We start from the raw sequence: 13,875 nt of genomic DNA, 5'->3' as shown, positions 1-13,875 counted from the left end.
ACAGCCACTAGACACAAGCCTCATTCCATCAGCCCCGCTCTATACTTATACGCCAAAACAAGTAGAGGGATATAGGCCAACAACATAGCCACCACCACCCCCCCTCCGTACGCAACCCAGAAAGCAATAGGTGTTAACCAGCACAGATTAATAACTGCCACACCCAATGTTACAGACAGATGCCGACCGTAGTGACGCGCCGCAAATTGGTACGCATGACTACGGTGAGCCTCATAAAATTTATGACCATGCAAAATGCGACGACACAATGTAAAAGTCGCATCCACAATGAATACACCCAACAAAATAACCCAGGCCCAGAATAACTGCGGCGCAACCAAGCCTGCCTGCAGTGAAAGAACCCCCAAGGCCATACCAATAAAACCGCTACCGCTATCTCCCATAAAAATACGTGCAGGAGGAAAGTTCCAGACGAGGAATCCAACTGCTGCTGCGCCGAGAAGCGCAGGAGCCAGCGCTGCGGGCCAATCCCCGAGCATCCCGTAGAGCAATGCACCAGAAATGCAGACGGTCGCTGCCTCAACCCCTGCCAGCCCATCTATTCCGTCCATGAAGTTGTATAGATTCAACAACCAGACCAAATAAAATATAACCAGAAGATATCGAAACCAACCTAATTCAGCACCCAGCAATGGCACATCTGGCAGTTCCCCAACACAAAAGACCGCCAGCCCTGCAGCAATGAAATGAAAAAACAACCTCCACCGTGCAGCTATATGCCCATGATCATCGCAGAACCCTACAATCGCGACCAATCCACCACTACCCAGCAGCGCGAAAAACTGATTACTTGAGAATTCATCAAACCCAACAAGAGCTGATAACCCTATAAAAAAACCGAAAACGATCGCAACTCCACCACCACGAGGAGTGGGTACATTATGTGAACTCCGCTCATTAGGAATATCCATAACATTACGTTTCAACGCATAGCGACGCAGCATCCACGTCATCAGGAAGGAAACTGAAAATACCAAAGGCAGCAACCAGGAGCCGATATTCAAAACTGCCCCCCTATAAAGCCCACAGCCGTTTCGCGCAAACCCTCATCCTTTGTAACAGGTGGCTGCCAACCCAACTTCACTCGTGTTTTGGTTATATCGACCTGAAGTGAACCGCATAGACGGTTCGCCACATCCCCTTTGCCCAGCACCTTAGCCACAAGACACAGGAGCCCTTGAGGGAAAGGCAGCAAGCGTGCCGGCCGCCCCAGTGCTGAGCCCAGGCAGCGCAGCATCTCAGTCGTCGAAAGATCATCACCGTCACTAACCAAGAACACCTGATTGACTGCTGCAGGATGAGTCAGGCAAACGTGGAGCAAATCGAGCAGATTGGGCAGCGCGACCAAACTGCGTCGATTATGGATGGCACCCAAGGGTAGCGGCACCCCGATACTGAGCCAGCGCAACATACTGCGGAAATTAGCCCGCACTCCGGGCCCATAAATCAGTGGGGGGCGAATAATCACGACCTCCAGAGCACTGTCCAGAGCCAGCTGCTGCAGTGCCTGCTCTGCTTCGAATTTAGAAATGCCATAGGGATCAAGCGGCGCAGGAATGTCTGAGGCCGTAAAAGGGAACCCTGGCTTAGTTTCTTCGCCATTCACCTTGATCGAACTGAGGTAGATGAATCGCTTCACTCCCGCAGCTGCTGCGGCCTTCGCCAGGCGCAGCGTGCCCTCGACGTTGGCTTGACGAAAGGCGGCAAGAGGGTCGGGAGCTTCATCCCGCATCACATGCACCCGAGCAGCCATGTGCACAATCACATCGACCCCCTGCAGCACATGCGGGGCGACATCTGAGAGGGCAAGATCACCTAGCACCAAAAGCTTGTGCTCAGGCCAAGCAGGCAGGCTTTTAATGCTTCGCACGCCGGCTAACACTTGCATATCAGGCTGCACCTCCAACTTTCGAAGCAGCGCACTACCCACAAAGCCATTAGCACCAGTGACCAAAACACGCATCAGAAAGCCCCTGACAACAGAGACTCTAGAGGAATAGACATGAAACCCACCAACCACAAGACACAGCCTGAAATCGCCCAGGCCATACAAATAGAGAGAAATATAATATTGACTGCTAATTACCGTCGCGAGGTCGCAAATTCATCAACTCGCGCTGCTGGCGAGAGATGCGTAAACGCAAACGGCCAATCAGCCAGAGGCTACCCAGCAGAGACAACAGCACGCCCAGAATGAACGACGCAGACAGCAGCACCGCAACCGGAAGCTCCGACGTCGTCCAGCCAAGAAGGACTAGATGAGCAGGCTGGCGATTCTGCAGCACAAAAATCAGAACTGCGATGCCTAGCAACAGCAAAATCGCTAAGAGCAGCAGGCGTTTGAGATTAGCCAGCATAAACACAGCTCAAGAATGAAGCAGACAAATCACTCATCCTCATTGACCCGATCACGCAATTCCTTGCCCGGCTTGAAGTGAGGCACGAATTTTCCGTCCAGACGAACGGATTCGCCGGTTTTCGGATTACGCCCCACCCGCGGCGCGCGGTAATGCAGGGAAAAACTACCGAAACCACGTATTTCGATACGATCACCTGTCGCCAGTGCCTGCGACATTTGCTCGAGCATGGTCTTGATCGCCAATTCGACATCCTTGGACGAAAGCAGCCCCTGATGGCCGACAATACGCTCGATCAACTCCGACTTGGTCATGGTTTTCCCTTCTTTTTCAAGCGGCTAGATCAACTGCTAGGGGTGTTTTAGCACGCTCACCCTCATTTGAATAGCCCGCATGTCAAGCCGGAAAGATCAACCAAGCCTCACATCGATATAACCAAAACAGCAGAAATGAAAAAGGGCGACCGAAGTCGCCCTTTTTTGAATCACCGGAACTTAGTTCTGGTTCATCTGCGCACGGATCAGATCACCAATGGTGGTCGGACCGGTGGTTTCAACTTCTTGCTTGGTACGCAGCTCTTTCATCGCGTCTTTTTCGTCTTCGACGTCTTTGGACTTGATGGACAGGCTGATTACGCGGGACTTGCGGTCGATGCTAATGATCTTGGCTTCGACTTCGTCGCCTTCTTTAAGCACGTTACGGGCGTCTTCAACGCGGTCACGGCTGATTTCGGAGGCTTTCAGGGTGGCTTCGATATCGTTGCCCAGATCGATGATAGCGCCTTTGGCGTCAACTTCTTTCACGGTGCCGCGAACGATGGTGCCCTTCTCGTTGAGCGAGGCGTAGTTGGAGAACGGATCGTCTTCCAGCTGCTTGATGCCCAAGGAGATGCGCTCACGCTCAGGATCAACGGAGAGGATGACAGTTTCCAGCTCGTCGCCCTTCTTGAAACGACGCACGGCTTCTTCGCCCACTTCGTTCCAGGAGATGTCGGACAGGTGAACCAGGCCGTCGATGCCGCCGTCCAGACCAATGAAGATACCGAAATCGGTGATCGACTTGATGGTGCCGGAGATCTTGTCGCCCTTGTTGAACTGGCCAGAGAAGTCTTCCCATGGGTTCGACTTGCACTGCTTGATGCCCAGGGAGATACGGCGACGCTCTTCGTCGATGTCGAGAACCTGAACTTCCACTTCGTCGCCGACGTTAACGACTTTGGACGGGTGGATATTCTTGTTGGTCCAATCCATCTCGGACACGTGCACCAGGCCTTCAACGCCTTCTTCCAGCTCAGCGAAGCAGCCGTAGTCGGTCAGGTTGGTGACGCGTGCAGTAACGCGAGTGCCTTCTGGGTAACGTGCCTTGATAGCAACCCATGGGTCTTCGCCCAGCTGCTTCAGGCCCAGGGAGACGCGGTTGCGCTCGCGGTCGTACTTGAGGATCTTGACATCGATCTCGTCGCCAACATTGACGATCTCGGATGGATGCTTGATACGCTTCCAGGCCATGTCGGTGATGTGCAGCAGACCATCGACGCCGCCCAGGTCAACGAACGCACCGTAGTCGGTGAGGTTCTTGACGATACCTTTGACTTGCTGACCTTCCTGCAGGGATTCCAGCAGAGCTTCGCGCTCGGCGCTGTTCTCGGCTTCCAGCACGCTGCGGCGGGAAACGACAACGTTGTTGCGCTTCTGGTCCAGCTTGATGACTTTGAATTCGAGCTCTTTGCCTTCCAGGTGAGTGGTATCACGCACCGGACGGACATCGACCAAGGAACCTGGCAGGAACGCACGGATGCCGTTAACGTCGACAGTGAAGCCGCCTTTAACCTTACCGTTGATAACGCCCGTAACCACTTCCTCGGCAGCGAAAGCTGCTTCCAGAACGATCCAGCACTCAGCACGTTTGGCTTTTTCGCGGGACAGCTTGGTTTCACCAAAGCCATCTTCAACCGCGTCCAGAGCAACGTGGACTTCATCACCAACGTTGATAGCCAGCTCGCCAGCATCGTTGTAGAACTGCTCAAGCGGGATCAGGCCTTCGGATTTCAGACCAGCGTGGACGGTTACCCAGCCAGCTTGATAGTCGATATCGACGATGATCGCAGTGATGATCGCGCCAGCCTGAAGATTCAGGGTCTTTAGGCTTTCTTCAAAAAGTTCTGCAAAGCTTTCGCTCATGTTGATTCCTGTTGATCACGGGCAGGGAATCTGCCCAAACCACATTCCAGACAATGTGGGTACGTTATGTAAAAAGAGGCCTGCAGGACGTTGACTGGTCTCCTGCACGCCTCCTTGTCGACCGCATGAGTGCGGTCTTTTACTACCCGGCGAGATCGCGGCTGGCGACCTCGCTGAGAATTCTTTCCATTACCTGCTCGATGGATAACTCGGTGGAATCCAGCTGGATGGCATCGGATGCCGGCTTCAGCGGAGCCACTGCACGTTGCATGTCACGCTCGTCGCGCTCACGAATCTCGTCTAGCAGACTCGGCAGGCTAACACCATCGACCTTGCCTTTCAACTGTAGATAGCGGCGACGGGCACGCTCCTCGGCACTTGCGGTCAGGTAGACTTTCAGCGGCGCACTTGGAAATACCACGGTCCCCATGTCTCGCCCATCGGCCACCAGGCCTGGCGCTTCAAGAAACGCACGCTGACGCTGCAGCAAGGCCTCACGCACTGCGGGCAGCGCGGCGACCTGGGAGGCTCCAGCGCCAACCTGCTCGTTGCGGATATCGTTGGTGACTTCTTCACCTTCGAGGATGATCCGCTGCCCTTCCCCACCGCTGGCGGCGATGAACTGCACATCCAGGTGAGCTGCCAGGGCTTTCAGCGCCTCTTCATTGGTCAGGTCGATGCCATGATTGCGCGCCGCGAAGGCCAGCAGGCGATACAACGCGCCGGAATCGAGCAGGTTCCAGCCCAATTGCTTTGCCAGCAGACCAGCGATGGTGCCCTTGCCCGAACCACTCGGTCCATCGATGGTAATCACGACGGCGCTCATGCCTGCGTCTCCTCGGCCACCCGAATCCCCGCCTGACCCGCCAGACCAAGGAAGTTGGGGAAGGATGTCGCAACGTTGGCGCAGTCATGAATGCGGATCGGCGCACTGGCGCGCAACGACGCGACGCTGAAGGACATGGCAATACGGTGATCACCGTGGCTCCAAACTTCGCCACCACCAATCGAACCACCGTCGATGATAATGCCATCCGGGGTTGGCTCAGCCTTGACGCCCAGAGCGATCAGACCGTCAGCCATGACCTGGATACGGTCGGATTCCTTGACCCGCAGTTCTTCGGCGCCACGCAGCACGGTGCGCCCTTCAGCGCAGGCGGCAGCCACGAACAGCACCGGGAATTCGTCAATGGCCAGCGGAACCAGATCTTCCGGAATGTCGATGCCCTTGAGCTTGGCCGCACGCACGCGGATATCCGCGACCGGCTCACCGCCAACTTCGCGCTGGTTCTCTAGGGTAATGTCGCCGCCCATCAGCTTGAGAATGTCGATCACGCCGGTGCGGGTCGGGTTGATGCCGACGTGTTCAAGCACCAGCTCGGAGCCTTCAGCAATGCTCGCCGCCACCAGGAAGAAGGCTGCCGAGGAAATATCCGCCGGCACTTCGATATGGGTTGCGCTGAGTTTGTGCCCGCCTTCGACCGTTGCGGCATTGCCATCCACTGCTACCGGATAGCCGAAGCCATTGAGCATGCGCTCGGTATGGTCGCGGGTCGGTGCTGGCTCGATCACCGTGGTCGAACCCGCGGCATACAGCCCTGCCAGCAGCAGGCAGGATTTGACCTGGGCACTGGCCATCGGCATTTCATAGGTCATGCCACCCAGGCGGCGCCCACCACGAATGGTCAGTGGCGGACGGCCTTCGGCGGCCGTCTCGATCAGTGCCCCCATCGCGCGCAGCGGCTTGGCCACACGATTCATCGGGCGCCCGGACAGCGAGGCATCACCGGTCAACACGGTATCGAATGCCTGACCGGACAACAGGCCGGATAGCAGGCGCATCGAGGTACCGGAGTTACCCAGGTAGAGCGGGCCCGGTGGCGGCTTGAGGCCATTGAGGCCAACACCATGGATGGTCACCTTGCCATGGTGCGGGCCTTCGATGACCACACCCATGTCGCGGAATGCCTGCAGGGTCGCCAGGGCGTCTTCGCCCTCAAGGAAGCCCTCCACTTCGGTGGTGCCTTCGGCTAGCGAGCCGAGCATGATCGAGCGGTGCGAGATGGATTTGTCGCCAGGCACGCGGATGCGGCCGGACAGGGAGCCACCAGGATTGGCGAGGTAGATCAGGTCGTTCGAATGCATGGCGTCCACATAGGCCCTGCGGGCCAGAATTTTACTGAAATGCTCGCGGGCGAAGCGGGCGCGGGTAAACACGCCCAGCAACTGATGCCCGTCCCCTGCGTCAACCGCGCCGCGCAGGGCGTCGAGGTCGTCGCGAAATGCATCTAGGGTACGCAGCACGGCCTCGCGGTTGGCGAGGAAGATGTCGTGCCACATCACCGGATCACTGCCGGCGATCCGCGTGAAATCGCGGAAACCACCAGCGGCGTAACGGAATATCTCCAGGTTCTCGCTGCGTTTGGCCAGCGAGTCGACCAAGGTGAAGGCCAGCAAGTGCGGCAGATGACTGGTGGCAGCCAGCACCTGGTCGTGGTGCTCCACTTCCATGTGCTCGACATCCGCCCCCAGCTCACGCCACAAACCATCTACCAGCGCCAGCGCAGCGGGGTCGGTCGACTCCTGCGGCGTGAGGATCACTTTATGCCGACGGAACAGCCGGGCATTGGAAGCTTCCACCCCACTCTGCTCGGAGCCGGCAATCGGGTGACCCGGCACGAAACGCTCGACCTTGCCAGCAAAAGCCAGGCGCGCGGCGCGCACCACATTGCCCTTGGCGCTGCCGACATCGGTCAGCACCGCCTCACCCAGATCGAGCTTGGCCAACTGCGCCAGCAGCTTTTCCATGGCCAGGATAGGCACCGCCAGCTGGATCACCGCCGCGCCCTGACAGGCGGCCGCCAGGTCGGTTTCACAGCGATCAACCACCCCCAGCTCAACGGCCAGGCGGCGCGACTCCACGTCAAGATCGACACCCACTACTTCGTCGAACAGGCCTTTCTCGCGCACACCCTTGGCAAAGGAGCCGCCAATCAGGCCCAGACCGACCACCACCAGGCGACCGAGCTTGGCAGGCGCAGATGGCACGGGCATGACATCAACCACGCGCAAGCACCTGGCCCAGCACATCGAGGAAGCGGGCGTTCTCCGCCTGGGTACCGATGGACACGCGCAGGAAAGTCGGCATGCCATAACCGCCCACGGGGCGCACGATCACGCCCTCCTTCAGCAACGCCTGGTTGATCGGCGCGGCATCGCGGGCGAAATCGACGGCGATGAAGTTGCCCTTGCTGGGAATCCACTGCAGGCCCAGCTCACGGAAACCGGCCTCCAGCTGCGCCATGCCGGCATCATTGGTACGGCGGCTGGCAGCCAGGTATTCGGCATCATCCAACGCCGCACAGGCGGCCACTAGGGCCAGGCTGTTGACATTGAACGGCGCACGCACGCGGTTGAGCGCATCCGCCACTTGTGGCGAGGACAGCGCGTAGCCGACCCGCAGCGAGGCCAGGCCATAGGCCTTGGAAAAAGTGCGCGAGACGATCAGGTTGGAGTAACCCGCCAGGTAATCGAGACCATCCGGCAGCTCATCGCCCTCGGCGTACTCGATATAGGCCTCGTCCAGCACCACCAGCACGTCCTGCGGCACGCGAGCGAGGAAACGCTCCAGCGCGTCCGGGCCGAACCAGGTGCCGGTCGGGTTGTTCGGGTTGGCGATGAACACCACGCGGGTATTGCCATCGATGGCCGCCAGCATGGCTTCCAGATCGTGACCATGATCCTTGGCCGGCACCATCCTGCCCTGCGCTCCCACCGCCTGAGTGGCAATCGGGTACACGGCGAAGGCGTACTGGCTGAACACCGCGTTCAGCCCCGGAGCCAGCCAGGCACGGGCGACCAGGTCGAGAATATCGTTGGAACCGTTGCCCAGGGTCACCTGCGCCACGCTCACGCCACAGCGCGCCGCCAGCTTCGACTTCAACTCGAAGCCGTTGCCGTCGGGGTAACGGGTCAGCTCCGCCAGCTCGGCGCGAATGGCTTCCAGCGCCTTCGGCGACGGACCCAGCGGATTCTCGTTACTGGCCAGTTTGACGATGCCGGCCGGGTCGAGATTCAGCTCACGGGCCAACTCATCGACCGGTTTGCCCGGTACGTAGGGCGAAAGTTTCTGCACGCCCGGCACTGCCAGGGCGAGGAAGTCGCAACTCATGAGGGCTCCTTAGAGAACCGCTTTCGGGTAGGAACCCAGCACCTTGAGCGCCACGGCTTCCTGATTGATCTTTTCCAGCACGTCCTTGATCAGCGGATCCTTGTGGTGACCGACGAAGTCGATGAAGAACACATAGGTCCACTTGCCGCTGCGCGACGGACGCGTCTCGATGCGGGTCAGGTCGATGCCATTGGTGTGGAACGGCACCAGCAGCTCGTGCAACGCACCCGGTTTGTTGCGCATGGAGACGATGACCGAGGTCTTGTCGTCGCCGGTTGGCGGCACTTCCTGGCTGCCGATGATGAGGAAGCGCGTGGAGTTGTCCGGGCGGTCCTCGATCTTCTCGGCCAACTTGGACAGGCCATACAGGCTCGCAGCCATATCACCGGCAATCGCCGCCGAATTCCACTCGCTCTTCACCCGTTTGGCCGCATCAGCGTTGCTGGAAACCGCAACGCGCTCGACGTTCGGGTAGTGCGCGTCCAGCCACTTGCGGCACTGGGCCAGGGACTGGGCGTGGGAATAGATGCGAGTGATCTTGTCGGTCTTGGTGGTTTCACCGACCAGCAGGTGGTGGTGGATGCGCAGCTCCACCTCGCCACAGATGACCATGTCGTGCTCGAGGAAGCTGTCGAGGGTGTGGTTGACCGCACCCTCGGTGGAGTTTTCCACCGGCACCACGCCGAAGTTGACCGCACCGGCGGCCACTTCGCGGAACACTTCGTCGATCGCCGCCATCGGCTGGCTGATCACCGCATGACCGAAGTGCTTGAGCGCCGCAGCCTGGGAGAACGTGCCTTCGGGGCCGAGGTAGGCAACTTTCAGCGGCTGCTCGAGGGCCAGGCAGGAAGACATGATTTCGCGGAACAGCCGCGCCACTTCCTCGTTGTCCAGCGGGCCCTTGTTCAGCTCCATGATGTGCTTGAGCACCCAGGCTTCGCGCTCGGGGCGATAGAACACCGGCTTCTCGCCTTCTGGCAGCGAGAGCATCTTCACCCGCGCCACTTCCTGGGCGCAGCGCGCACGCTCGCTGATCAGCTCGAGGACTTTCTCGTCGAGGTTATCGATACGCACCCGCAGCGCCTTGAGCTGATCGGCGTCACTCATCAGCCGTGCTCCTTCTCGAACTCCGCCATGTAGGCAACCAGCGCCTCGACAGCGTCCAGGCCAGTAGCGTTGTAGATGGAGGCACGCATGCCGCCCACGGAACGATGGCCTTTAAGGTTGAGCAGGCCACGGGCGTCGGCGCCAGCCAGGAAGACCTTGTCCAGTTTCTCGTCGGCCAGGCGGAACGGTACGTTCATCCAGGAGCGAGCATTTATGGCGATCGGGTTGCTGTAGAAATCGCTGGCGTCGATGGCCTTGTACAGCAGGTCCTTCTTCGCCTTGTTGCGCTGCTCCATGGCGGCCACGCCGCCCTGCTCCTTGAGCCACTCGAAGACCAGGCCCGAGAGGTACCAGGAATAGGTAGCCGGGGTGTTGTACATGGAGCCGTTATCGGCGGCGACCTTGTAGTTGAGCATGGTTGGGCAAGAACTGCGGGCGCGGCCGAGCAGGTCTTCGCGAACGATGGAAACCACCAGGCCGCTGGGGCCGATGTTCTTCTGCGCGCCGGCATAGATCAGGCCGAACTTAGAGACATCGATCTCGCGGGAGAGGATGTCCGAGGACATATCTACCACCAGCGGGGTATCGCCAACGCTCGGAATCCAGTCGAACTGCAGGCCGCCAATGGTCTCGTTGCTGGCGTAATGCACGTAGGCGGCGTCTTTCGACAGCTGCCACTCGTTCTGCCCGGGAATGGCGAAGTAGTCGTAGCCCTTGGCACTGGCGGCGACGTTGACACGACCGTAACGACTGGCTTCCTCGATGCTCTTCTTCGACCAGATACCGGTGTCGATGTAGTCGGCGACACCGTCTTCCGGCAGCAGGTTGAGGGCGACCTCAGCGAACTGCTGGCTGGCGCCGCCCTGCAGGAACAGCACCTTGTAGTCCGACGGGATGGCCAGCAGGTCACGCAGGTCCTGCTCGGCCTTCTCGGCAATCGCCACGTACTCGTCGCTGCGATGGCTCATCTCCATCACAGAGACGCCCATGCCGTTCCAGTCGAGCATCTCGGCCTGGGCACGTTCCAGTACAGCAGTCGGAAGCGCCGCCGGGCCGGCGCAGAAGTTATGGGCTCGCTTACTCACGTCACTCTCACTCTTCGCTGCTTGGGGCGTCCGCCGGGGTCTCGTCGCCCGCTTCAGCCACCACTTCGTTCTGATCTACGCCGTTTTCCAGCACTTCGCCGTCGAACTCGTCTTCATCCGGCGCGGAAGGCTCCTGCACACGCTCCAGACCAACCAGGGTCTCGTCGCTGGCCAGCTTGATCAGGGTCACGCCCTGAGTGTTACGGCCGGAACTGGAGACTTCGTCGACACGGGTACGCACCAGGGTGCCCTGGTCGGAGATCAGCATGATCTCTTCCCCGTCCTGCACCTGGATGGCGCCGATCAGCTTGCCGTTGCGTTCTTTGGTGATCATGCCGATCACACCTTGACCGCCACGACCACGGCGCGGGAACTTGCTCAGCGCCGTGCGCTTGCCGAAGCCACGCTCGGATGCAGTGAGGATCTGCGCACCCGACTCCGGAATCAGCATGGAAATCAGCTGCTGCTCTTTGCCGATACGCATGCCGCGAATACCACGGGCACCACGACCCATCACGCGCACCACGCTTTCGGCGAAGCGGATGACCTTGCCGGAATCGGAGAACAGCATGACTTCCTTGGCACCGTCGGTGATGGCCGCGGCGATCAGGGTGTCACCCTCTTTCAGTTTCAATGCGATCAGACCACTGGAGCGCGGACGGCTGAACTGCGACAGCGGCGTCTTCTTGACCGTACCGAGAGCGGTGGCCATGAAGATGTAGGCACCAGTCGGTTCGGCCACCAGCTCGGCGGTTTCACCTTCGACTTCCTCGACTTCGGCGATCTCGGCGACTTCTTCCGCCTCAACCACTTCGCCTTCGATCACGCCATCCTCGGCGTCATCCAGATCCTCGTCGGCATTCGGATTCTGCTGTTGCAGCGCTTCCAGGTCGATCTGCAGCATCGCGGTGATGCGCTCACCCTCGTCCAGCGGCAGCAGGTTGACCAGCGGACGACCGCGCGCAGCACGCGAAGCTTCCGGGATCTCGAAGGTACGCAGCCAGTAGACCTTGCCCTTGCTGGAGAACAGCAGCAGGGTGGCGTGGCTGTTGGCGACCAGCAGGTGTTCGATGTAGTCCTCGTCCTTCACCCCGGTGGCCGATTTGCCTTTGCCGCCGCGACGCTGGGCCTGATAGGCGTGCAGCGGCTGAGACTTGGCGTAGCCGCCGTGGGAGATGGTTACCACGCGCTCTTCTTCGGTGATCAGGTCGGCGATGGTCAGGTCGGTCTGCGACGCCATGATCTCGGTACGACGGGCGTCGCCGAACTCGGCCTTGACCTTCTCCAGCTCCTCGCGAATCACTTCCATCAGGCGCGTGGCGCTGGTCAGGATGCGGATCAGCTCGCCGATCTGGGTGAGGATTTCCTGGTACTCGGTCAGCAGCTTCTCGTGCTCCAGACCAGTCAGGCGGTGCAGGCGAAGCTCGAGGATGGCCTGGGCCTGCTCCGGCGACAGGTAGTACTTGCCTTCGCGCAGGCCGTATTGCGGATCGAGGTCGTCCGGACGGCAGGAATCGGCACCCGCGCGCTCGACCATGGCTTCTACGGCGCTGGATTCCCAGGCGGCGGCGATCAGGCGTTCCTTGGCGTCAGCCGGGGTCGGCGAGGTCTTGATCAGCTCGATTACTGGATCGATGTTGGACAGGGCAACCGCCTGGCCTTCAAGGATGTGGCCACGCTCACGCGCCTTACGCAGCTCGTAGACGGTCCGACGGGTCACCACTTCACGGCGGTGACGGATGAATACTTCGAGCATGTCCTTGAGGTTCATCGTGCGCGGCTGGCCATCGACCAGGGCGACCACGTTGATACCGAACACACTCTGCATCTGGGTCTGGGCATACAGGTTGTTGAGCACAACCTCCGGCACCTCACCACGACGCAGTTCGATGACCACGCGCATACCGTCCTTGTCGGACTCGTCGCGCAGCTCGGTGATGCCTTCGAGCTTCTTCTCTTTGACCAGCTCGGCGATCTTCTCGATCAGTCGGGCCTTGTTCAGCTGGTACGGCAGCTCGGTGACGATGATCTGCTGGCGGCCACCGACCTTGTCGATGTCCTCGATCTCGGCACGGGCACGCATATAGATGCGGCCACGGCCGGTGCGGTAGGCCTCGATGATGCCGGCACGACCGTTGATGATGCCCGCAGTCGGGAAGTCCGGACCTGGGATGTACTGCATCAGCTCATCGACGGTCAGCTCGGCGTTGTCCATCAGAGCCAGGCAGCCATCGATCACTTCGGAGAGGTTGTGCGGCGGGATGTTGGTCGCCATGCCCACGGCGATACCGGACGAGCCGTTAACCAGCAGGTTGGGGATCTTGGTCGGCATGACTGCCGGGATCTGCTCGGTGCCGTCGTAGTTGGGCACCCAGTCGACGGTTTCCTTGTCCAGATCGGCCAGCAGCTCATGGGCCAGCTTGGCCATGCGCACTTCGGTGTATCGCATGGCTGCGGCGTTGTCGCCGTCCACCGAACCGAAGTTGCCCTGGCCGTCGACCAGCATGTAGCGCAGCGAGAACGGCTGGGCCATACGCACGATGGTGTCGTAAACGGCAGTATCACCGTGCGGGTGGTATTTACCGATGACGTCACCGACCACACGGGCGGATTTCTTGTACGCCTTGTTCCAGTCGTTGCCCAGCTCGCTCATGGCGAACAGCACCCGGCGATGCACGGGCTTCAAGCCGTCACGCGCATCCGGCAGAGCACGCCCGACGATTACGCTCATCGCGTAGTCGAGGTAGGACTGTTTCAGCTCGTCTTCGATATTGACCGGGAGGATTTCTTTGGCCAGTTCGCCCATGAGAAGCCAGGTTCCTTATTCTGGTGAAACCCCGTCGCACCCATCCTGGGCGAAACCGGAGTCCGTCGCCGTCGCTCCTGTGTGGCAGCGACTGACGACAAATCAACGAGTTAAGCAAACAATTCGCGCTATTTAAGCCGCCTCTGGG

General features: G+C 59.7%; 11 protein-coding genes. All 11 read right to left on the bottom strand.

All coding sequences use genetic code 11. The features are described 5' to 3' along the window. Positions 1–20: 20 nt before the first annotated feature. The 11 genes from H3H51_RS08155 to gyrA all read right to left on the bottom strand — a co-directional run bounded on the left by H3H51_RS08155 (position 21) and on the right by gyrA (position 13,727). A complete protein-coding gene (locus tag H3H51_RS08155) occupies positions 21–1,019 on the bottom strand; it encodes an MraY family glycosyltransferase (protein WP_407926476.1) in 999 nt (332 codons plus the stop codon). A 2-nt stretch (positions 1,020–1,021) separates the two neighbouring features. After that, on the bottom strand, positions 1,022–1,984 hold the full coding sequence (locus H3H51_RS08150) for a UDP-glucose 4-epimerase family protein (RefSeq protein ID WP_183088549.1): 963 nt from the start codon (positions 1,982–1,984) through the stop codon (positions 1,022–1,024). Between the two features lie 115 nt (positions 1,985–2,099). Then, positions 2,100–2,378 (bottom strand): lipopolysaccharide assembly protein LapA domain-containing protein, encoded by a 279-nt coding sequence (locus tag H3H51_RS08145; protein ID WP_235981312.1) that lies wholly within the window; start codon positions 2,376–2,378, stop codon positions 2,100–2,102. A 29-nt stretch (positions 2,379–2,407) separates the two neighbouring features. Next, the gene (ihfB, locus tag H3H51_RS08140; RefSeq protein ID WP_183088548.1) at positions 2,408–2,692 is read right to left on the bottom strand and encodes an integration host factor subunit beta; all 285 of its coding nucleotides are present in this window, start codon (positions 2,690–2,692) and stop codon (positions 2,408–2,410) included. A 180-nt stretch (positions 2,693–2,872) separates the two neighbouring features. Further along, the gene (rpsA, locus tag H3H51_RS08135; protein ID WP_183088547.1) at positions 2,873–4,558 is read right to left on the bottom strand and encodes a 30S ribosomal protein S1; all 1,686 of its coding nucleotides are present in this window, start codon (positions 4,556–4,558) and stop codon (positions 2,873–2,875) included. 142 nt (positions 4,559–4,700) lie between these two features. Continuing rightward, the gene (gene cmk / locus H3H51_RS08130) at positions 4,701–5,384 is read right to left on the bottom strand and encodes a (d)CMP kinase (protein WP_183088546.1); all 684 of its coding nucleotides are present in this window, start codon (positions 5,382–5,384) and stop codon (positions 4,701–4,703) included. Then, complete coding sequence (locus tag H3H51_RS08125) at positions 5,381–7,612, bottom strand: bifunctional prephenate dehydrogenase/3-phosphoshikimate 1-carboxyvinyltransferase (protein WP_220790895.1); 2,232 nt, start codon at positions 7,610–7,612, stop codon at positions 5,381–5,383. Before H3H51_RS08125 ends, cmk begins: the two co-directional genes overlap by 4 nt. A 4-nt stretch (positions 7,613–7,616) precedes the next feature. Then, on the bottom strand, positions 7,617–8,729 hold the full coding sequence (gene hisC, locus H3H51_RS08120) for a histidinol-phosphate transaminase (RefSeq protein WP_183088544.1): 1,113 nt from the start codon (positions 8,727–8,729) through the stop codon (positions 7,617–7,619). 9 nt (positions 8,730–8,738) lie between these two features. Further along, the gene (gene pheA, locus H3H51_RS08115; protein ID WP_183088543.1) at positions 8,739–9,836 is read right to left on the bottom strand and encodes a prephenate dehydratase; all 1,098 of its coding nucleotides are present in this window, start codon (positions 9,834–9,836) and stop codon (positions 8,739–8,741) included. Then, positions 9,836–10,921, bottom strand: a complete 1,086-nt coding sequence (gene serC, locus H3H51_RS08110; protein ID WP_183088542.1) for a 3-phosphoserine/phosphohydroxythreonine transaminase — start codon at positions 10,919–10,921, stop codon at positions 9,836–9,838. Before serC ends, pheA begins: the two co-directional genes overlap by 1 nt. 7 nt (positions 10,922–10,928) lie before the next feature. Then, entirely contained in the window at positions 10,929–13,727 is a 2,799-nt protein-coding gene (gene gyrA / locus H3H51_RS08105) for a DNA gyrase subunit A (protein WP_183088541.1), read from the bottom strand. Positions 13,728–13,875 lie beyond the last annotated feature (148 nt).

It is taken from the genome of Aquipseudomonas ullengensis (assembly GCF_014174475.1).
Lineage (GTDB): Bacteria > Pseudomonadota > Gammaproteobacteria > Pseudomonadales > Pseudomonadaceae > Aquipseudomonas > Aquipseudomonas ullengensis.
This window is presented reverse-complemented; position numbering and strand designations above follow the sequence as displayed.

What these genes read in the sequence shown, in the direction of transcription:
- hisC (WP_183088544.1), bottom strand. Translation starts at nt 8,729, where the DNA reads ATGAGTTGCGACTTCCTCGCCCTGGCAGTGCCGGGCGTGCAGAAACTT.
- gyrA (WP_183088541.1), bottom strand. Translation starts at nt 13,727, where the DNA reads ATGGGCGAACTGGCCAAAGAAATCCTCCCGGTCAATATCGAAGACGAG.
- pheA (WP_183088543.1), bottom strand. Translation starts at nt 9,836, where the DNA reads ATGAGTGACGCCGATCAGCTCAAGGCGCTGCGGGTGCGTATCGATAAC.
- H3H51_RS08145 (WP_235981312.1), bottom strand. Translation starts at nt 2,378, where the DNA reads ATGCTGGCTAATCTCAAACGCCTGCTGCTCTTAGCGATTTTGCTGTTG.
- cmk (WP_183088546.1), bottom strand. Translation starts at nt 5,384, where the DNA reads ATGAGCGCCGTCGTGATTACCATCGATGGACCGAGTGGTTCGGGCAAG.
- rpsA (WP_183088547.1), bottom strand. Translation starts at nt 4,558, where the DNA reads ATGAGCGAAAGCTTTGCAGAACTTTTTGAAGAAAGCCTAAAGACCCTG.
- H3H51_RS08125 (WP_220790895.1), bottom strand. Translation starts at nt 7,612, where the DNA reads ATGCCCGTGCCATCTGCGCCTGCCAAGCTCGGTCGCCTGGTGGTGGTC.
- H3H51_RS08150 (WP_183088549.1), bottom strand. Translation starts at nt 1,984, where the DNA reads ATGCGTGTTTTGGTCACTGGTGCTAATGGCTTTGTGGGTAGTGCGCTG.
- ihfB (WP_183088548.1), bottom strand. Translation starts at nt 2,692, where the DNA reads ATGACCAAGTCGGAGTTGATCGAGCGTATTGTCGGCCATCAGGGGCTG.